The sequence below is a fragment of the Kribbella jiaozuonensis genome, assembly GCF_005233875.1.
Lineage (GTDB): Bacteria > Actinomycetota > Actinomycetes > Propionibacteriales > Kribbellaceae > Kribbella > Kribbella jiaozuonensis.
The window spans coordinates 2,060,248-2,079,088 of sequence record NZ_SZPZ01000001.1; the positions used below are offsets into that span (position 1 = coordinate 2,060,248).

The following is an 18,841-nucleotide window of genomic DNA, read 5'->3' on the forward strand; positions in this document are numbered from 1 at the left end:
CCGGAGAGCAGATCTCCGTTAAGCGGCGAGGTGGAGCAGATGGCTGAGACGGTGCTGGTGACAGGCGGGACCGGGTACGTCGGCGGCTGGGCGATCGTCGCGCTGCTCGAGCGCGGATACGCCGTCCGCACGACGATCCGCAGCCTCACGAAGGCCGACGCGGTGCGCGCAGCGGTCGGCGACCCCGGAGACCGGCTCACGTTCGCGACAGCGGATCTGATGAACGACGGCGGGTGGGATGCGGCAATGGCAGACGTCGACTACGTCTTGCACGTCGCGTCCCCACTCGGCGACGAAACCTCGAAGGACCCCAACGCCCTGATCATCCCGGCCCGCGACGGCGCCCTGCGCGTACTCAAGGCCGCGACGGGAGCCGGCGTCAAGCGAGTCGTGATGACGTCCGCCGCCAACGCAGCCAGCCCCGCGTCGTACGCTGAGAACGGCATCACCGACGAGACCTTGTGGACTGTCGACGACCCCAAGCTGCCCGCCTACAGACGCTCGAAAACCCTTGCAGAGAAGGCAGTCTGGGACTTCATGGCGTCGTACGACGGCCCGACCGAGCTGACCACGATCCTGCCCGGCGCGGTCCTCGGCCCGATCCTCAGCGCGGACAACGTCGGTACGACGCGGATCATCCAGCGGATGCTGTCCGGCAAGATGCCCGGTACGCCGAAGATCGGGCTGGAGGTCGTCGACGTACGTGACCTGGTCGACCTGCACATCCGCGCGATGCTCTCACCCGAGGCGGCCGGCGAACGCTTCCTGGGCACCGGCGAATTCGTCTGGATGCGGGAGATCGCCGCCGCGCTCAAGGCCGGTCTCGGCGTACAGGCCAAGTCAGTGCCGACCCGCGAGCTACCGAACTTCGTCGTACGGTTGGCGTCGCTGACCGACCCATCGTTGCGAGCGCTGACGATCTCGCTCGGCCGGCGCAACCGCCACACCACCGCGAAGGCGGATCGCCTGCTCAGCTGGAAGCCGAGACCAGCGGCCGAGACAGTCGTGCAGTGCGCGCAGAGCCTGATCGACCACGGCGTAGCTGCATGACCCGCAAAGACTCGGTGCGCAATCGGCAGCGGCTGGTGACGTCCGCGCGCGAGGTGTTCGCCGAGCACGGGTTCGGCGCGACCCTGGACGACATCGCGCGGCACGCCGGCCTCGGCACGGGTACGGCGTACCGGCACTTCCCGAACAAGCACGCGATCGCCGCCGAGGTACTGCGAGAGGCCACCGAGCAGATCGTCGTCGACGCCGAGGATGCACTGAGCATCGACGACCCGTGGGACGGACTCGTGCAGTTCTTCGAACGCACCGCCGCCCGCCAGGCCGCCGACCGCGGTCTGTACGAAACCCTCACCGGACAGGGCGATTACGACGAGCAGGCCCGGATCTGGCCACGCATCGTTGCCTCGGTCACCGAACTCTTCACGAAAGCCCAACGCGCCGGCGCGATCCGAGCCGACGCCGCCCCGCAGGACGTCGCCGCGATCTTCGCCATGCTCGGCCCCGCCTTCGCGATGAGCCGGACCATCGACCCCGAGCTGTGGCGCCGCTACATGGCTCTCATGCTCGACGCACTCAAGCCAACCAACGGCCCACAGCTCCCGGTAGGCCCGCCTCCGGCCGAAGCCCTCGACGCGATCCTGCGAAGCGGCAAAGGCTAGAACTTCAGCCGCACGATCACATTGTCGATCGTGCTCGGAGTACCACCGTTCTTGTCGTCGTTCGTCGACGTCAGCCACAGCCCGCCGTCCGGCGTCCGCGTGACACTGCGCAGCCGTCCCCAGCGACCCGAGAACACGGCCTGCGGCGTATCCACACCGTTGCCGGCGGCATTGATCTTCGTGACCCAGAGCTGCTCGCCGGTGACGCCGGCGATGTAGATCCAGTCGTTGACGATCTCGATGCCACTCGGCCCGGCCTGCGAGGTCGACCAGGTCCGCTTCGGCGCGATGTACCCGCCGCAGTCGCCGATCGTGCCCTCGCACGACGGCCAGCCGTAGTTCCCGCCCTTCTGGATCAGGTTGAGCTCGTCCTGACTGTTCTCGCCGAACTCAGCGGCCCACAGCTGACCGCGCGAGTCCCACGCGAGGCCCTGCGGGTTGCGATGACCCCAACTCCAGACGTACCGCGCGTTGCCGCCGCTGCTGTAGAACGGGTTGTCGCTCGGCGGCGTACCGTCCGGGTTCATCCGCAGGATCTTGCCGTTGAGCGAGTTCTTGTTCTGCGCGTTACCCGAGTTCTTCGCATCGCCGACGGTCGCGTACAACTTGCCGTCCGGACCGAACGCGATCCGCCCGCCGTTGTGGTACCGGTTCTTGGCGAGACCCGTGAGCACCGGCGACGACGTCGTGGCGAGCTTGCCGTCCTCGTACTTCATCCGCACGATCCGGTTGTCGCCGGAAGCCGTGTGGTAGAAGTACACCCAGTGGTCGGTCGCGAAGTTCGGCGACAACGCCAAGCCGAGCAGACCGCCTTCACCGCTGGTCGTCACCACGCCCGGCACCTTCCCGAGCGTCGTCTTCTGACCCGACGCCGTCACCCGCAGTACTTCGAACCGGTCCCGCTCGGTCACCAGCGCCGACCCGTCCGGCAGGAACGCCACACTCCAGCCGAGATCGACCTTCGCGATGTCCTTGTCGTACGCCGGAATCCCGCCGGCGCCGCCGGTCGACGTACGAACCGTGACGGCATTGCTCGCCGCGGAAGCATTGCCGTCAGGGTCACGCGCCTTGACGGTGAACGTGTACTCCGTGTTCGCCGTCAACCCGGTGACCGTCGTGGTGAGCGAGCCGGTCGTCGCGACCTTCGTCGAGGCTTGATACACGTCGTACCCCGCGATGCTGCCGCTGTTGTCGGTCGACGCGTTCCACGCCAGCGACACGCTGTTCGCGGTGACGCCGGTCGAATGCAGGTTCCCGGGCACCGACGGCGGCTGCGTGTCCCCACTGCCCGGCGTGGTGAACGTGACCACATTGCTCTGCTGCGAAGCGTTGCCCGCAGCATCGAACGCGCCGACCGAGATGTCGTACGACGTGTTCGCCGTCAACGTGTCGACGGTCGCGGCGAGAGTGTTGCCATCGACAACCTTCAGGACGTTGCCGCCGCGGTTGATCTCGTACCGAACGACGCCGACGTTGTCGGTCGCGGCGGTCCAGTGGAAGGTCGCGGCGTTGGACTTGATGTCGCTGACGGTGAGGTTGCCGGGCGCCGACGGCGGTGTGCTGTCGTCGGTGGTCGGTGTGACGGTCAGCTTGTCGGCGTTCGGCCCGCCGTCGGCGCTGGTCGCGCGAGCGCGGATCTTGTTGGTCCCGGCGGTGAGCTGGAGACGGACGGTCTTGGTCTGCCAGGTCGTCCACGCACCCGTTCCGGGGAACGTGATGCCGACCGCGCCGGGCTGACCGTTGACGGTGAAGTCCATCGGCCGGGTGGCCGCCGTACCGTTCGCGTATCGCAGTGTCACGTCGGCCGGCCCGGCCGGTGCCGACACTGTCCACTCGACATAGCTGCCGACGAGATTGTCGTAGTTGACGAAGCCGCTGCCGGTGTAGCCGGCGTGGTTGGACTCGACCACACCTTGCGAGATGGTCGCGTCCTCGGCCTGGTAGTCGGTGGCGGCCGCGGTTGCAGCCGGGGGAGCGCTGAGCCCGAGCGTGGCGACGGCCAGCGCGGTGACAGCCCAGATCGAGCGGGGTCTCATGAGGTCTCCTGGATTTCCGGGGCGGAGGAGCTGCAGGGGACTAACTATTAGGAAAGCTTCCTAACGATTATGGGTTCTGTCAACAGCACGATGCCCCCGCGGCCAGGTCCGCGGGGGCATCGCTTCAAACGGTCAGACGGTGGCGAGCACCGTCGGGCGGTAGAGGGTCAGACCCGAGGTCTCGTCGACCACGGCGACCCGGACGGACTCCGGTGTGGAGTCATGATGCGGTACGGCGAAGACGGCGGTCGCGCGGCGGCCGTCGTACCTGGCGATGTAGCTGAGGTAGCGCCAGTCGTCGTCGTCCCAGTAGTCGTGGATGTCGGAGCGCAGGTATCCGTCGACCGCGCGGTACGCCGGGCTGAGCAGCACCCGTCGTTGCGTGGCGACGAGTGGGGCGGTGCTGGATGCCGTACCGGCATACGGATGGCTGAGCCTGATCCGGAATCGGCGGATGGGGAGCAACCAGTAGCGGTCGAGCTCGGCGGACAGCATGACGAACACAGCTGCCTCTACGACCAGAACCAGCACGGCCGGACCCGCCGACCACCAACCGGTTGTTGCCGTTGTCGCCAGCGCAGCAGTTGCCAGTAGCAACAAAGCGCGGGCGATGGCACGCCGGCCGACGGGTTTCGCCGACTTTCCGGCACATCCACAGGAGGCCTCAGGCACGACGACCTTGGAGTAGATGAGGAAGCCGGTGAAGCCGATCGACAGCGCGACCGCGGCAACTGCCTCGATTGCCCAGACCGGCGGTAGAAGAAGGGCTAGCGCGATGATGGCTTCGACCGCGGCAACCGCTTGATAGGCGGGCTTAGCACGTGATTCGCCGACCAGTCGGGGAAGTGCGGTGCGGTCCGCCTGCTGCGGCTCGGCGAACTTGCCGTACGACGACCAGAGCAGGAGCAATCCGATCAGCAGCGGCTGAGCAGCCGCGAAACCGGTGCCCATCTCAGTTCGACGTGTAGATCGTCGCGATGTCGATCTCGTTGGTACCCGGTCGCCAGGCGCCGATCACCTGGGCATGCCGGCCGACCTTGAGCATCGACAGGTCCGATACCGCCGGCGTGCCGTTGTACACGGCTGCCGTCGTACCGGACTGGACGTGTCCGACGACCTTCTGGCCGTGGTGGTCGAACTGCACGCCGGAGCGGCTGATCGACGTGATCCCGACGGTCAGGTTGACGATGTTGACCCAGACGGCCTCGGCGGCCAGCACGCCGTCCGGCAGCAGTACGCCGCGCGCGTACAGGCCGTCGCCGATCTTGGCCTGGTCGATCGTGGTCGGGCGGAGCTTCCAGACGCTCGTCACGCCGGTCAGCTGGATCCGGTGCAACCGGCCGTCGGATCCCTGTACCTGCAGGAGATCCTGGTTGCGGCCCATGATCAGGCCTTCGGCGAAGTTCGGGTCCGGCTGACCCGCGTCCGCGAACTGCCGGGACGACGCGAACGCCGTCTCCGGCGCGAGCGATCCCATCGCGGTGGCAGCGACCAGTCCGGTCGCACCGAGAGCGGCGCGGCTGAGCAGCGAGCGGCGATCCATCGTGGTTGTCATCTCGGTTCTCCTCTCAGGCCGCGTTGATCGTCACGGGGGACAGGCCGCTGTTCAGGCTGAGGCCGAGCGCGCTGAACGCGGCCGGCGTGAAGTCGATGACCCGGTTCGAGGCGCAGTTCCCGCCGCAGCAGGTACGTTCACCGCAGAACAGGTCGGTCTGCGGACCGCAGTCGGCGATCGACGTGACGATCCGCTTACCGGTGCACAGACTGGTCGTGGCGTGCTGGAAGCCGCAGGTGCGCCGGGACATCCCGGTGATCCCGCAGCTGTCCGGATGGGTGATGGCGAAGCACGAGTCCGAGGTGTTCGGCCACGCGTGCTGCATGTTTCCCGAGTTACAGGTGCCGCAGGCGCCGTGCCCGGCGCTTCCACAGGGTCCCCATGCGTTCCCGCAACAGAACCATGAGGCTTCAGCAGTGATTCCGGCCATGACAGATTCCTCCTAGGCCTAGGGGCGGTAAGACCTAACAGGAACTGTTTGTACTCCGATCCGGCGGAATCTCCCAGAGCTCAGCGCGGAAATGGAAACTTTTTGCCTAGTGTTCGTGCGTGCTCAGGGTTTGACCGCGCAGCAGGAACCACGCCGCGACCGCTGTTGTCAGCAGGACGACGGCCCCGACCCCGGCGGCGGTTGCGACGCCATCGGCGAAGGACTGACGGGCCGCATCCAGCAGGGCGGCAGCGGCGTCCGGCGGCAAGTGCCCCGCGGCCTCGACGGCACCGCCGAGCGACTCGTGCGCTGTTTCCGGCGTACCGGCCGGGCTCGAGAAGCCGCGGTAGATGCCCGTGACGATCGAGCCGAGCAGTGCGATACCAAGCGCCGCACCGAGCTCGTACGCCGTCTCGGACACCGCGCTCGCCGCCCCAGCCTGCTCCTTCGGTACGGCGGCCAGGATCACGTCAGCCGTGACGGTGAACGAGAACCCAGCTCCCGCCCCGACCACGAGCAACGCAGCGCCGAGCAGCGGGTACCCGGTCGTTTGGCTGATCGTGGTGAGCGCAGCCAGCGCCACACCGATCGCAGCCAAGCCGCCCGCGACCACCGCACGCACCGAGAACCGCCGCGCCACGCGACCCGCCAGCAGACCGGCGACGACCGCCCCGATCGCGGCCGGCAACTCCGCCAGACCGGCCTCGATCGGCCGCATGCCCTGCACCAGCTGGAGGTACTGCGAGAGGAAGAAGATCAACCCGGAAAGCCCAAGAATCGTGAGCAGATCGGCCAGCACCGCGCTGCTGAAACCACGGCTGCGGAACAGGCGCAGGTCCAGCAACGGAATCGGTAGCCGACGCTGACGCCGTACGAATCCGTAGAGCCCGGCCACGCCGATGACCAGCGCCGCGAACGCGATCCAGCCGAAGCCTTGCGCCGCGAACTCCTTGATCGCATAGACGACACCGATCATGCCGACCATCGACAGGGCGACGCTGACCAGATCCCAGGGACCCGGCGCGGGGTCGCGCGACTCGGGCAGCAGCTTCGCGCCGACGACCACCAGCACCGCCATCACCGGCAGGTTGATCAGGAAGACCGAACCCCACCAGAAGTTCTCGAGCAGTACGCCGCCGACGATCGGACCGACCGCCATACCTGCCGAGGCGGCGGCGCCCCAGATGCCGATCGCGAGACTGCGCTCGCGCGGGTCGTGGAAGATGTTGCGGATCAGGGCGAGCGTGGCCGGCATCAACGTCGCGCCGGCGACACCGAGCAGTGCGCGGGCGACGATCATCAGCTCGGCCGAGTTTGCGTACGCGTTGAGCACGGAGATCGCGCCGAACGCCGTCGCGCCGATCAGCAGGATCTTCTTGCGTCCGATCCGGTCGCCAAGGCTGCCCATCGAGACGAGCAGTCCGGCCAGGACGAACGAGTATGCATCGCCGATCCACAGCAGCTGCGTGCCCGACGGCTGCAGATCCTCTGTGAGGAAAGGAGTTGCGAGGCCGAGGACCGTCGCGTCGACCGCGACCAGCAGCACGGCAAGCACGAGTACGCCGAGCGCCAGCCAGCGCCCCGGTCGGGTGACCTGCTGCTTCATTGCGTTCTCCGTACTGCGCCGCCGAGGAGCAACTCGGTGATGTTCGAGGTGAAGTCGTTGGAGGCGACCCGGCCCTCGGAGACGGCCCAGGCCGCGGAGACCAGCAGTCCGTAGAGCGCCTCGCTCAACCAGACCGGGCTGAGGTCGATCCGGAACTCGCCGGCCTCCTGACCGCGCCGGAACAGCGCGACCATGCGCGCGTCCAGCCGGGCCCAGCCCACGTGCTGCCCGTCTCCTTCGAAGAGCTGGTTCTCCGAGTACAGGAACGCGAGCAGGCCCGCGGACGGCTCCAGCTCCCGCACCAACCGCCGCACCGCGTCGGCGGCCGGACCGTCATCGAGACCTGCCTTCTCGACCGCGCTCTCACACTCGGCCAGCCCTAGTTCCTCGAGCGCGCGCACCAGCGCATCCCGGCCGGCGAACTGGCGGTTCAGCGTCGCGCGGCTGATCCCGGCCGCCCGCGCGACCTCGTCCATCGTCGCCCCGGACTTCCGCATCAGCAGGCCGGCGGCATCCCGCAGTACCCGCTCCCGATCAACAGCCATGAGACAAGGATAACCCATTTGAGACATTCATGTCTCATCTCTAGCATTGGAGTCAGTATGCGGTATACGATTCTGAGCAGCGAGGCAGTGTGTCCGGGAATAGATCGGGACCGGATATGCTTGCACCGTTTGTGGAGGGGAGTATTCCGCCACGGCAGTGTCGTCATCACGGGAGGCCTAGCGGCCGAACCGGTGCTGCCGGCCCAAGGGAACTTGGGTGGGAGAGACCTCCGGACCGAGCTAGAGGTATGCCCACGTCCGGAGGTTCGTCATGGTCTCAGTCATGCCACCAGTGGTTTGGGTGCTCACGATCGTCGGCCTGCTCGCGATCGTCGCGTTCGATCTGATCGTGATCGCGCGCCGCAACCACACCGTGACGATCAAGGACGCGACCCGCTGGGTGCTGTTCTACGTCGGCCTCGCGGGACTCTTCGCGCTCGGGCTGTTCCTGTTCAGTCCGGGACAGAGCGGCAGCGAGTTCGTCGCCGGCTACATCACGGAGTACAGCCTCAGCGTCGACAACCTGTTCGTGTTCGTGATCATCATGGCGCGGTTCGCCGTCCCGAGCCTGGCGCAGGACAAGGTGCTGTACATCGGCATCGTGGTCTCGATGCTGCTGCGGGCGATCTTCATCCTGGCCGGCGCGGCGGCGATCTCGGCGGCGAGCTGGGTGTTCTACATCTTCGGCGCGTTCCTGGTCTATACCGCGATCCGGCTGGCGCTCGAGGGCGAGAACGACGAGAGCGACTTCCAGGAGAACGCCGTACTGCGGGGGCTGCGCAGGATCCTCCCGCTCGCGCACGACTACGACGGCGACAAGCTGACCACCCGGATCGACGGGCGCCGGCTGCTCACGCCGCTGGTGATCGTGATCGCCGCGATCGGGATGGCGAACGTGATCTTCGCGCTCGACTCGATCCCGGCGATCTTCGGCCTCACCCAGGACGCGTACATCGTGCTGACCGCCAACGCGTTCGCGCTGATGGGTCTGCGCCAGCTGTACTTCCTGATCGGCGGCCTGCTGGAGCGGATCATCTACCTGAACGTCGGCCTGTCGGTGATCCTCGCGTTCATCGGCGTCAAGCTGATCATCGAGGCGCTGCACGGCTCGCACATCGACGACATCGGCGCGATCCACCTGCCGCATATCGGCATCCTGACGTCGCTCGGCTTCATCCTCGCCACGTTGTTCGTGACGACCGTGGCCAGCCTGATCAAGTCGTCGTACGACAACCGCCGCGAAGAGGTCCGGGTCAAGATCGACGACTGACTTCAGGGGTACGGCGTACGTCCTTGAGGCGCAGGTACAACACGGGGATCGGCGTCCAGATCAGCCCGGATGCCAGCAACGCGGCGCGCAGCGACGAGCGGCCCAACGCGCCCAGCGGCGGGCCGCCGACGACCTGACCGATCGCGTTCGCCTGGGAGACCATCGAGATCACCGTCGCGCGCGAGCGGGAGTCGACGTGGCGGTTCAGCCAGGCGGACTCGATCGGGTACGCGAGGGTGCCGGCGACGGTGTTGAGCCACATCGCGGCCAGCGCGAGCCAGAGGTTGCCGAGCAGGGCGAACGAGCAGATGCCGACCACCTGCAGCATCGCCAGCGTCGCGAGGATGCCGGTGGGATGGGCGGCGGACAGGCGGTCGGGGGACAGCCGGTTCAGCACCAGGGACGTGAACAGCGACAACAGCGTCCCGACCAGCGCGAGCGCGGTGAACCAGAACGCGGGGTCCGACGTACCGAAGACCGTCGGGAAGCTGAAGTTCAGGATCTTGACCGACCACAACCGGTCGAACGCCTCGCTGGCGAGGCCGGAGATCAGGCTGATGATGACCAGTGTGCGTACGACGGGACGCCGCCGGGCCGCTTCGAGGCCGCTCTTGAACGTCTCGGCCATCTGCCGGAAAGTCTCACGCTCCTCCTTCGGGGTCCGGTGGAAGTTCTGCTCGCGCATGAAGACGGCGAGCATCAGCGCGAGCAGGATCATCCCGGCGCCGGAGATCGCCATCGGCAGCGGCAGGCTGACCAGGCCGAGCGCGCCGGCACAGACGATCCCGACGATCCTGCCGCCGAGCTCGAACTGCTGCGCCCGGACGAACACGGGAGCCGCGCGCTCGGTGCCGATCTCGTCGGTGATCCAGGCCTGGTCGGCGCCGGAGGTGAACGTGAAGCCGACGCCCCACAGCACCTGCGCGGCGAGGATCGCCAGGAACGCGGGCACCAGGCCCTGGAGCAGGAAGCCGGCGCCGATCAGGACGAAGCCGATGATGATCGAGAGCCGGCGGCTGTAGAGGTCGGCGACGATGCCGGTGGGGATCTCGAACAGGAAGCAGGCGAGCTCGAGCGTGGTCCCGACCAGGACCATCTGCAGCGGGTTCAGGCCGGCGTCGCGGACGTAGTACACCGCGCTGAGGGTGAAGGACAGCGCGGCGAGGAACGACCAGGCGCCGTTGTAGACGTAGTACGTCCGAACAGGGTCCGCGGACCGGTAGACAGACATGTCGAAGTGCTCCCGAAAGCGTGTGCGGGCATGACGAAGCGCGACCGGCGGTCAAGCGCTTGACGTGACGCACGACGGTGGCCCGGATCGGGCCGCGGAGGTGCGCTTTCAGGAGCGGGATTGCATGTCGCTCAGGGTAGAGGAGACCCGGCGCGTCCGCCTCCGAATTAGCCGACCACGGGCGGTGATCCGGGGTACTATCGATACTGCCTGGCCCGGCCGTTCCCCCGTGATGGTCGGGTCAGGTTTTTGCCGCGTTGCGTAAGTAGATTCTTACGCGTAAGGTCGGGCTTACCGATTGAAGGAGTGCTGTGGCGGTCGAGGTCGGCGCCGTCCTGGCGGCGGTCGCCGATGCGTCCCGGCGACGGATGGTGACGCGGCTGGCGCAGGGTCCGGCGACCACCGGGCAGCTGGCCGAATTGTTCCCGATCAGCCGGCCGGCGGTGTCGCAGCATCTGAAGATCCTGCAGACAGCCGATGTGGTGCGGACCACTCTGGTGGGTCGCCACCGCTGGCACGAACTGAACCCCGACGCACTCCACGCCATCGCCCACTGGGCCGTCGACGTGGCCACCCGTCACGACAAGGCGCCACCCCTGCGCCGCACCCCTGGAGATGGGTCGACACCGGCCTGATGCCGTCGCGCGACGGCCGGCCGCGAACGATTCCGGCCTCCACGCCGACGAAGTCAGGTCTTGACATTTGGGTCGGCGGGCGGGTTGACTGCCATATAGTTAACAGCAGAAATAAATTGTGGATCGGTCCGGTGTCGGCGGCTCAGAGCGACCCCGGGCTTGATCGGTGTATGCCCGGATCCGATGGCTGGCCATCGGATCATTTGGCGTTTGCCGTCCGGTAGTTGCTGCGGGCAACACTGATTACTCCTTGTTTACAAGGGATTCAGTGGCATCGGTCACCGTCCGGTATCGACCGGGCCGGGAACTCTTCCGCTCCGCAGGGGTTGTGTGTCATCCTCCGGGATAGCGAAACCCGAGATCCTATCGGATATCGGTTCCACTCCAGCGCGTGAGGGAAAGGATGCGGAGTGAGCGCAACCTTCGAGGTGAAACCGGCGCCGGCGCCCCCGGCGTCGCGGGCGGGTGAGACGGCTGCCCGGAAGCCACCGCGAACATCCCGCCGGACCCAGGCCCGGCGGAGCCTGCGGCGGCATTGGCAGCTCTATCTGCTGATCGTCGTACCGCTCGCGTACTTCGTCATCTTCAAGTACATCCCGATCGCCAACGCGGTGATCGCGTTCAAGGACTACAGCCCGGTCAAGGGCCCGTGGGGCAGCGACTGGGTCGGGTTCAAGAACTTCGAACTGTTCTTCCAGAACCCGGTGTTCTGGACCCTGGTGAAGAACACGTTCCTGCTGTCGGTCTACACCGTGCTGGCCAGCTTCCCGATCCCGATCATCCTGGCGATCGCGCTGAACGAGATCCGCAACGGCCGGTTCAAGAAGACGGTCCAGCTGGTCACGTACGCGCCGTACTTCATCTCCACCGTCGTTGTGGTCTCGATGACGATCCTGGTGCTGTCCCCGCGGCTCGGTTTCGTCAACGACGCGATCGGGCTGTTCGGCGTACCGTCGGTCGACTTCCTCGGGAACCCGAACTACTTCCGCCACATCTACGTCTGGTCCGACGTCTGGCAGACCACCGGGTACTCCGCGGTGATCTACCTGGCGGCGCTGTCGGGCATCGACCCGGCGCTGCACGAGTCGGCCCGGATCGACGGCGCCAGCCGGCTGCAGCGGATCCGGAACGTCGACCTGCCGGGGATCATGCCGACCGCGGTGATCATCCTGGTGCTCGGCGTCGGCAACATCATGTCGATCGGGTTCGAGAAGGCGTTCCTGCTGCAGAACCCGCTGAACACCCAGCAGTCCGAGATCATCGCCACCTACGTGTACAAGACCGGTCTGCTGAACGCGGACTTCAGCATGGCGACCGCCATCGGGCTCTTCAACTCGGTGATCAACCTCTTCCTCCTGCTCGGCGTGAACTTCGTCGCCAAGCGCATCACCGGAAACGGACTTTGGTCATGAGCATCACGTTGCAAGGCTTCCGGCGTACGGCGCCCCGCCCGGAGAGCTCGAAGCGGACCGCGATCGAGGAGACCCGCACCGACAAGATCTTCCTGGTCGGCGTGAAGGTCATGCTCTGGCTGGCGCTGATCATCGTCGCCGTCCCGCTGATCTACATCGTCGCGAACTCGTTCAGCAGCCCGTCGGCGGTGAGTGCCGGCCGGGTGCTGTTCTGGCCGATCGAGCCGAGCATCCGCGCGTACAAAGAGGCCTTCAGCGATCCGCTGATCATGAAGGGCTACCTGAACTCGTTCATCTACGCGATCGGCGGGACGCTGATCAGCGTCACGCTGACGATCGCGATCGCGTACCCGCTGTCCCGCCGGACGTTCTTCGGCCGGAACGTGATCATGAGCGTGCTGATCTTCACGATGCTGTTCTCCGGCGGCCTGATCCCGACGTACCTCGTGGTCCAGGACCTCGGGATGCTGAACACCCGCTGGGCGATGGTGATCCCGAGCGCGATCGGGGTCTGGCAGGTGATCATCGCCCGGACGTTCTTCCGGTCGACGATCCCGGACGAGCTGTACGAGGCGGCCACCATCGACGGGGCCAGCGACCTGCGGTTCCTGTGGTCGATCGTGCTGCCGCTGTCCAAGCCGGTGATCGCGGTGATCGCGCTGATGTACGCGATCTTCCAGTGGAACAGCTACTTCGATGCCCTGATCTACCTCAAGGATCCCGGTCTGTACCCGCTGCAGATCGTGCTCCGCAACGTGCTGATCCTGAACACCCTCACCGGATCCACCACCACGACGAACCTGGCCCAGCAGCTCGAACAGCAGCAGCTGGCCAACGTCCTCAAGTACGCGCTCATCGTCATCTCGAGCCTGCCCGTACTGATCATCTACCCGTTCGTCGCCCGCCACTTCACCAAGGGCGTAATGGTCGGCGCGGTCAAGGGCTGAGCCAAGAGGCTCGACCCACTTCAGAGAGGAACACAGCAATGCGCTCATCCGTGAGCAAGGTCGTCGCGCTGGCCGCCGCCGGCGCGCTCGTCCTGGCGGCGTGCAGTTCGGACAAAACGTCCAAGGGAGCGGCGAACGAGACCTCGTCCGACGGCAAGACCGTCATCGACACGTTCACGCCGTCGGACTCCAGCACCAACCTGACCACCAACGCGGTCACCAAGATCATGAGCGACAAGTTCAAGATCCAGTTCCGCTGGCAGACCACGACGTACGACGCCGGGCCGGCCAAGGAGAAGCGGCAGATCGCGCTCGCCAGTGGCGACTACCCGGATCTGTTCTTCCTGATCCCGTGGGTCGACGCGTTCACCCAGGCCGAGGTGCTCAAGCTCGGCCAGCAGGGTGTCGCGGTGCCGCTCGAGGACCTGATCAAGGAGAACGCGCCGAACATCCAGAAGGTGCTGGACTCCAACAAGGAGTACAAGGAGATGGCGACCGCGCCCGACGGTCACATCTACGCGCTGCCGCAGTGGGCCGACTGCTTCCACTGCACCTACCCGGACAAGCTGTGGATCAACAGCGCCTGGCTGAAGAAGCTCGGCCTGGCGGTGCCCAAGACCACCGACGATCTGCGTAACGTGCTCGAGGCGTTCAAGACCAAGGACCCGAACGGCAACGGCAAGGCCGACGAGATCCCGATGACCACCGACGTCCAGGACAGCAGCCTGATCGCGTACCTGATGAACGCGTTCGCGTACGACCCGGTCGGTGCCAACAACGGCGTACGGTCGCTGCTCACGCTGCAGGGCGACAAGGTCGTCACCCCGGTGACCTCGGACCAGTGGAAGGAAGGCCTGAAGTACATCCACGGCCTCTACAAGGACGGCCTGATCGACCAGGCGGCGTTCACCCAGAACGCGCAGGCGTTGCAGGCCCAGGGCAACGACCCGAAGGCCGTCAAGCTCGGATCGGTGCCGGTGCTGTGGCCGGGCATCTTCGTTCAGCTCGACTCCAAGGACGGCCGCGACAAGCAGTACGACTCCGTGCCGCCGCTGACCGGTCCCGAGGGCAAGAGCTACACCGGGTACAACCACCCGACCTCGACCGGCTACACGTTCATGCTGACCAACAAGGCCAGCAAGGAGGCCCAGGTCGCGGCGATCAAGATGCTGGACTGGATCTACAGCGACGAAGGCCAGATGATCACCAACATGGGCCCGGAAGGTGTCGGCTGGACGAAGCCCGCCGCCGGTGACATCGCCCTCGACGCGAGCACCAAGCCGCTGTACAAGCCGGTGCAGAACGCGCCGAAGAACATCAGCTGGGGCGCGCTCGGCCAGTACAACAACACCTTGGCCTTCCGGAATGCGCAGGTCACGCCGAAGGACATCTACAGCGGCGCCGGCCTCGAGCGGCGGCTGTGGGACGCGACCAAGCAATACGAGGGACATGTCGACAAGTCGCAGTGGTTCCCGCAGGCGTTCATGTGGCCGGACCCGAGCCTGAGCGGCGAGATCGCCACGCTGCAGACCAACCTGGACACGTACGTCAACCAGAACCAGCTGGCGTTCATCACCGGTTCGAAGAACATCGACACCGACTGGGACGCGTACGTGAAGGGTCTCGAGAGCACCGGCATGCCGCGGTACCTGGAGATCAACCAGCAGGCCTACGACAAGTACAAGTCCGGGAGCAAGTAACACCTCATGTCGCACGAACTGTGGTTCCGCACCCCTGCACCGGACTGGTTCGAGGCGTTGCCGGTGGGCAACGGGCATCTCGGCGGGAAGGTGTTCGGCCGGGTCGGCGAGGAGCGGATCGCGCTCAACCTCGACGACGTCTGGTCGGGCGACGGTCCGCGCACGTTGACCGTGCCGGACGGCCCGGCGGTGCTGGCCGACGTACGACGGTTGTTGCTGCAGGAAGGCGATCGGCTGGCGGCCACCGAGCGGACCCGGGCGTTGCAGGGTCCGTTGGTGGAGTCGTACCAGCCGCTCGCCGACCTGGTGATCCGGTCGGCGGGTTCGGCGACCGACTACCGGCGCAGTCTGGAGCTGCGGACCGGGATCGTCGGTGTGGAATACACAGTGGATGGAACCCGGTTCCGGCGTGAGACCTTCGTGTCCACGCCGGACCAGGTGATGGTCTGGACGATCACGGCCGACCGGCCGGGTGCTGTCGACCTCGAACTGTCGTTGGAGAGTCAGCACCCGGTCCGGCCGGAAGTTGCCCATGGCACCTATGGTGTGGTCGGGCATGCGCCGTCGGATCTGACGATCGAGTACCGGGAGAGTCCGGATCCGATCCGGTACGAAGAAGGGCGTGGCATCGGGTTCGGTGTCGCTCTCCGTGTGCTGGCCGACGGCGGCACCGTCGGCCCCTCCGCTGCCGGTGTCGCCGTACGCGGCGCCGACAGCGTGACGGTGCTGCTGTCGGCTGCGAGCACATTTGCCGGCTGGTCGGTGGCGCCGGGGCGGGATCCTCTCGTGGCGCTGCGGTCTGCGGTCGAGGTGCTGGATTCGGTTGCTGTGGACAAGCTTCGGGAGCGGCACGTCGAGGACCACGCGGCGTTGTACGACCGGGCTTCGCTTTCGTTGGGTGCGGCAAGTGACTTGCCGACCGACGAACGGATCAAGGCGGTGGCTGCCGGGGGCAACGATCCGGACCTGGTCGCGTTGACGTTCAACTTCGGTCGGTACCTGTTGATGGCGTCCTCCCGCCCCGGGACGCAGGCGGCCAACCTGCAAGGCATCTGGAACCAGGACCGCCGGCCGATGTGGGCCAGCGACTGGACCAACAACATCAACACCCAGATGAACTACTGGCCGGCCGACCTGACCGGCCTGCACGAGTGCTTCGACCCGCTGACGGATCTGCTCGAAGGACTGGCTGTTTCGGGTGCCGACACCGCTCGGATCTTGTACGACGCACCGGGGTGGGTCTCGCATCACAACTCGGACCTGTGGCGGGCGACCTGGCCGGTGGGTGCGGGCGGGGACGATCCTGTTTGGGCAATGTGTGCGACGTGCGGGGTGTGGTTGACGGCGCATCTCATGGAGCACTACCGGTTCACGTTGGACGTGGACTTCCTGCGCGACCGCGCGTATCCGTTGATCGCGGGTGCGGCGGAGTTCGTGCTGTCGATGCTGGTCGAGGACGGTGACGGGGTGCTGCAGTTCATCCCGTCGACTGCCCCGGAGCATCATTTCATCTTGCCGTCGGGAGCGAAGGCTTCGGTTGATCTGACGTCTACCTATGACATCTGGTTGATCCGCGAGTTGTTCGCGAACCTGGTCGAGGCTTCTGAGGTTCTGGGGCTCGAGTCCGCGGTGGCTGCACGTGTTGCCGCGGCGCGTGATCGGCTAGCTTCGGTGCGGGTGACGCCGGACGGGCGGCTGTACGAGTGGCCGACCGACTGGCCGCCGTCCGAGCCGCAGCACCGGCATCAGTCGCATCTCTACGGCTTGTATCCGGGAGCAGAGATCGACCCGACACGTACGCCGGAATGGGCCGCGGCTGCTCGTGCCTCGTTGGACCTGCGGACCGATGGTGCTGTGAACGGTGGGTGGACTGCGGCGTGGCTGGTCGCGTTGTGGGCACGACTGTTCGAGCCCTCGAAGGCTGCTGCGGTGATCCAGGACTACTTGGGCCGGCTGGTGTCGGACAACCTCCTGCACCGCGACGGCGACATCTTCCAGATCGACGCGAACTTCGGCATGACCGGCTGCATCCCGGAGCTGTTGCTGCAGAGCCACACCGACGTGATCCGCGTCCTGCCGGCGCTGCCTGCTGAATGGCCGGACGGGTCGTTCCACGGTCTGCGGGCGCGCGGCGGTCTGTCGTTCGACGTGACGTGGCGGAACGGCGTACTGACCGAGGCCGTCGTACGGGCGTCGCACGCGGGCACGCACCGGATCGCGCTGCCGGACGGGGAGCGGGCGGTGGAGCTCGCGGCCGGCCAACAGGTGGACCTGGTTAGGACTGCCTAACCTTGGTTGTTGTAGGCTCAACCTCCGTGAAGAAGCTGATAGGGATCGTCGTGTCGGCCGCCGTACTGCTCGTCGCGGGTTGCGGTGGTGGCGACACCAAGAGTGCGGACACCGGGGTCGGGGACAAGGACGTGGCGACCGGCGGGCGGCTGTTCAGCACCGCCGACACCGAGACCGCGAAACTTGGCTCGGACGCGGCGCCCGGTGCGTTCCCGCGGACCGTCAAGGGCGCGCTCGGCTCGGTGCAGATCCCGGCGAAGCCGACGCGGGTCGTCGTACTGGACAGCGGCGAGCTGGACGACGTACTGGCGCTGGGGATCACGCCCGTCGGCATGGCCACGACCGCGGGGCAGAACGGCGTACCGTCGTACCTCGCCGACAAGGCGCAGGGGATCAAGACGGTCGGCGGTATCAGCGAACTCAACCTCGAGGCGATCGCGGCGCTCAAGCCGGACCTCATCCTCGGCAGCAAGCTGCGTGCGAACGACCTGTACTCGAAGTTGAGCGCGATCGCACCGACGGTCTTCAGCATCCGGCCCGGGTTCCCGTGGAAGGAGAACTTCCTGCTGGTCGCGGACGCGCTCGGCGAGGAGGACAAGGCCACCGGAATCCTGAACGACTACCAGAAGCGCGCCAACGACGTGAAGTCCAAGGTGCAGGGTACGCCGACGATCTCGCTGGTGCGGTTCCGGCCGGGGGAGATCCGGCTGTACGGCAACCTGTCGTTCATCGGCGTCATCCTGAAGGACATCGGCCTGCCGCGGCCGAAGATCCAGGACGTGCAGGATCTCGCGGTCGAGGTCTCCCAGGAGAACATCGGCAAGGCCGCCGGCGACTGGATCTTCTACTCCAGCTACGGCAAGCCCGACACCACCGACGAGAACAAGGTTGTCAACGGCAACCTATGGAAGTCCCTGGCCGCGGTGAAGGCAGACAAGTCCGCACGCGTCGACGACGAGGTCTGGTTCCTCGGCCTAGGCCCACTCGGCGCCATGAACGTCCTCACCGACCTGGAAAAACTCCTCGGCCCGAAGGGATAGTCTCGCCCGCGCGCCACGCAGGCGCTTTCTTCGCCGAGTAGATTCAGTCGTCCTTCACAGGCAGCAGATTGCGTTCGGTGAAGACTTTTTTGGCGATGGTGATTGCGTTGAGGGCGCGGGGGAAGCCGGCGTAGCCGGCGGCGTGGGTGAAGGTTTCTACGATCTCGGTGGGCGTCAGGCCGACGTTCAGGGACGTGCGGATGTGGACCTCGAGCTGCGGTTCGCAGCCGCCGAGTGCGGTCAGGATGCCCAATGTGACGAGCTGGCGCTGCTTGGGATCAAGCCCTGGCCGCGAATAGATGTCACCGAAGCCGAAGGCGACGATGTGGTGAGCCAGCGCCGGCGCGATGTCGGCGAGGTTCTCCATCACGGCGGGTGCAGAGCCGCCGTCGACCGCGTTCAGCACCTCCAGCCCTCGCTGGTAGCGGATCTGCTCGTCGGGACTGTTGATGTCAGGAGCCGTCATACCCCGACGCTA

Annotated in this window: 17 protein-coding genes; 9 read left to right on the forward strand and 8 right to left on the reverse strand. The window is 66.4% G+C overall.

Annotation, left to right across the window (positions count from 1 at the left end; genetic code table 11):
- Positions 1-39: 39 nt before the first annotated feature.
- The gene (locus FDA38_RS09960) at positions 40-1,050 is read left to right on the forward strand and encodes an NAD-dependent epimerase/dehydratase family protein (protein ID WP_137253723.1); all 1,011 of its coding nucleotides are present in this window, start codon (positions 40-42) and stop codon (positions 1,048-1,050) included.
- Positions 1,047-1,667, forward strand: a complete 621-nt coding sequence (locus FDA38_RS09965) for a TetR/AcrR family transcriptional regulator (RefSeq protein ID WP_137253724.1) — start codon at positions 1,047-1,049, stop codon at positions 1,665-1,667. Before FDA38_RS09960 ends, FDA38_RS09965 begins: the two co-directional genes overlap by 4 nt.
- Here FDA38_RS09965 and FDA38_RS09970 read toward each other — a convergent pair.
- From FDA38_RS09970 to FDA38_RS09995, 6 genes are all read right to left on the reverse strand, one after another.
- A complete protein-coding gene (locus FDA38_RS09970; protein WP_137253725.1) occupies positions 1,664-3,703 on the reverse strand; it encodes a PQQ-dependent sugar dehydrogenase in 2,040 nt (679 codons plus the stop codon). The two genes, FDA38_RS09965 and FDA38_RS09970, sit on opposite strands and share 4 nt — an antisense overlap.
- Before the next feature lie 132 nt (positions 3,704-3,835).
- Positions 3,836-4,654, reverse strand: a complete 819-nt coding sequence (locus tag FDA38_RS09975) for a MauE/DoxX family redox-associated membrane protein (protein WP_137253726.1) — start codon at positions 4,652-4,654, stop codon at positions 3,836-3,838.
- 1 nt (position 4,655) lies between these two features.
- Positions 4,656-5,258 (reverse strand): cell wall protein, encoded by a 603-nt coding sequence (locus tag FDA38_RS09980; RefSeq protein WP_137253727.1) that lies wholly within the window; start codon positions 5,256-5,258, stop codon positions 4,656-4,658.
- 13 nt (positions 5,259-5,271) lie between these two features.
- On the reverse strand, positions 5,272-5,583 hold the full coding sequence (locus FDA38_RS09985) for a septal ring lytic transglycosylase RlpA family protein (RefSeq protein ID WP_233714619.1): 312 nt from the start codon (positions 5,581-5,583) through the stop codon (positions 5,272-5,274).
- Between the two features lie 211 nt (positions 5,584-5,794).
- On the reverse strand, positions 5,795-7,294 hold the full coding sequence (locus FDA38_RS09990; protein ID WP_137253729.1) for an MFS transporter: 1,500 nt from the start codon (positions 7,292-7,294) through the stop codon (positions 5,795-5,797).
- Entirely contained in the window at positions 7,291-7,839 is a 549-nt protein-coding gene (locus FDA38_RS09995; RefSeq protein ID WP_170989653.1) for a TetR/AcrR family transcriptional regulator, read from the reverse strand. The genes FDA38_RS09990 and FDA38_RS09995 overlap by 4 nt, the downstream gene beginning before the upstream one ends.
- 283 nt (positions 7,840-8,122) lie before the next feature.
- Here FDA38_RS09995 and FDA38_RS10000 point away from each other — a divergent pair, with 283 nt between their 5' ends.
- Positions 8,123-9,109 carry a TerC/Alx family metal homeostasis membrane protein gene (locus tag FDA38_RS10000; RefSeq protein WP_137253731.1) on the forward strand — a complete coding sequence of 329 codons (987 nt, stop codon included), beginning with the start codon at positions 8,123-8,125 and terminating at the stop codon, positions 9,107-9,109.
- Here FDA38_RS10000 and FDA38_RS10005 read toward each other — a convergent pair.
- Positions 9,093-10,340, reverse strand: a complete 1,248-nt coding sequence (locus tag FDA38_RS10005) for an MFS transporter (RefSeq protein WP_137253732.1) — start codon at positions 10,338-10,340, stop codon at positions 9,093-9,095. The genes FDA38_RS10000 and FDA38_RS10005 overlap by 17 nt on opposite strands.
- A gap of 311 nt (positions 10,341-10,651) precedes the next feature.
- On the opposite strand from FDA38_RS10005, the gene FDA38_RS10010 reads away from it, so the two are divergent.
- The 6 genes from FDA38_RS10010 to FDA38_RS10035 all read left to right on the forward strand — a co-directional run bounded on the left by FDA38_RS10010 (position 10,652) and on the right by FDA38_RS10035 (position 18,363).
- Positions 10,652-10,975 (forward strand): ArsR/SmtB family transcription factor, encoded by a 324-nt coding sequence (locus tag FDA38_RS10010; RefSeq protein WP_233714620.1) that lies wholly within the window; start codon positions 10,652-10,654, stop codon positions 10,973-10,975.
- Between the two features lie 410 nt (positions 10,976-11,385).
- Positions 11,386-12,387: an ABC transporter permease gene (locus FDA38_RS10015; protein ID WP_137253733.1), complete on the forward strand. Its 1,002-nt coding sequence runs from the start codon at positions 11,386-11,388 to the stop codon at positions 12,385-12,387.
- Positions 12,384-13,334, forward strand: coding sequence for a carbohydrate ABC transporter permease (locus tag FDA38_RS10020; RefSeq protein WP_137253734.1), 951 nt, complete (start codon positions 12,384-12,386; stop codon positions 13,332-13,334). Before FDA38_RS10015 ends, FDA38_RS10020 begins: the two co-directional genes overlap by 4 nt.
- 38 nt (positions 13,335-13,372) lie before the next feature.
- Positions 13,373-15,034, forward strand: coding sequence for a type 2 periplasmic-binding domain-containing protein (locus tag FDA38_RS10025; protein WP_137253735.1), 1,662 nt, complete (start codon positions 13,373-13,375; stop codon positions 15,032-15,034).
- A 6-nt stretch (positions 15,035-15,040) separates the two neighbouring features.
- On the forward strand, positions 15,041-17,323 hold the full coding sequence (locus FDA38_RS10030) for a glycoside hydrolase family 95 protein (RefSeq protein WP_137253736.1): 2,283 nt from the start codon (positions 15,041-15,043) through the stop codon (positions 17,321-17,323).
- A gap of 26 nt (positions 17,324-17,349) precedes the next feature.
- The gene (locus FDA38_RS10035) at positions 17,350-18,363 is read left to right on the forward strand and encodes an ABC transporter substrate-binding protein (protein WP_137253737.1); all 1,014 of its coding nucleotides are present in this window, start codon (positions 17,350-17,352) and stop codon (positions 18,361-18,363) included.
- Positions 18,364-18,406: 43 nt separating this feature from the next.
- Here FDA38_RS10035 and FDA38_RS10040 read toward each other — a convergent pair whose 3' ends face one another.
- Positions 18,407-18,829 carry a carboxymuconolactone decarboxylase family protein gene (locus FDA38_RS10040; RefSeq protein WP_137253738.1) on the reverse strand — a complete coding sequence of 141 codons (423 nt, stop codon included), beginning with the start codon at positions 18,827-18,829 and terminating at the stop codon, positions 18,407-18,409.
- Between the last annotated feature and the right edge of the window lie 12 nt (positions 18,830-18,841).

What these genes read in the sequence shown, in the direction of transcription:
- FDA38_RS09960 (WP_137253723.1), top strand. Translation starts at nt 40, where the DNA reads ATGGCTGAGACGGTGCTGGTGACAGGCGGGACCGGGTACGTCGGCGGC.
- FDA38_RS09965 (WP_137253724.1), top strand. Translation starts at nt 1,047, where the DNA reads ATGACCCGCAAAGACTCGGTGCGCAATCGGCAGCGGCTGGTGACGTCC.
- FDA38_RS09970 (WP_137253725.1), bottom strand. Translation starts at nt 3,703, where the DNA reads ATGAGACCCCGCTCGATCTGGGCTGTCACCGCGCTGGCCGTCGCCACG.
- FDA38_RS09975 (WP_137253726.1), bottom strand. Translation starts at nt 4,654, where the DNA reads ATGGGCACCGGTTTCGCGGCTGCTCAGCCGCTGCTGATCGGATTGCTC.
- FDA38_RS09980 (WP_137253727.1), bottom strand. Translation starts at nt 5,258, where the DNA reads ATGACAACCACGATGGATCGCCGCTCGCTGCTCAGCCGCGCCGCTCTC.
- FDA38_RS09985 (WP_233714619.1), bottom strand. Translation starts at nt 5,583, where the DNA reads ATGCAGCACGCGTGGCCGAACACCTCGGACTCGTGCTTCGCCATCACC.
- FDA38_RS09990 (WP_137253729.1), bottom strand. Translation starts at nt 7,294, where the DNA reads ATGAAGCAGCAGGTCACCCGACCGGGGCGCTGGCTGGCGCTCGGCGTA.
- FDA38_RS09995 (WP_170989653.1), bottom strand. Translation starts at nt 7,839, where the DNA reads ATGGCTGTTGATCGGGAGCGGGTACTGCGGGATGCCGCCGGCCTGCTG.
- FDA38_RS10000 (WP_137253731.1), top strand. Translation starts at nt 8,123, where the DNA reads ATGCCACCAGTGGTTTGGGTGCTCACGATCGTCGGCCTGCTCGCGATC.
- FDA38_RS10005 (WP_137253732.1), bottom strand. Translation starts at nt 10,340, where the DNA reads ATGTCTGTCTACCGGTCCGCGGACCCTGTTCGGACGTACTACGTCTAC.
- FDA38_RS10020 (WP_137253734.1), top strand. Translation starts at nt 12,384, where the DNA reads ATGAGCATCACGTTGCAAGGCTTCCGGCGTACGGCGCCCCGCCCGGAG.
- FDA38_RS10025 (WP_137253735.1), top strand. Translation starts at nt 13,373, where the DNA reads ATGCGCTCATCCGTGAGCAAGGTCGTCGCGCTGGCCGCCGCCGGCGCG.
- FDA38_RS10030 (WP_137253736.1), top strand. Translation starts at nt 15,041, where the DNA reads ATGTCGCACGAACTGTGGTTCCGCACCCCTGCACCGGACTGGTTCGAG.
- FDA38_RS10040 (WP_137253738.1), bottom strand. Translation starts at nt 18,829, where the DNA reads ATGACGGCTCCTGACATCAACAGTCCCGACGAGCAGATCCGCTACCAG.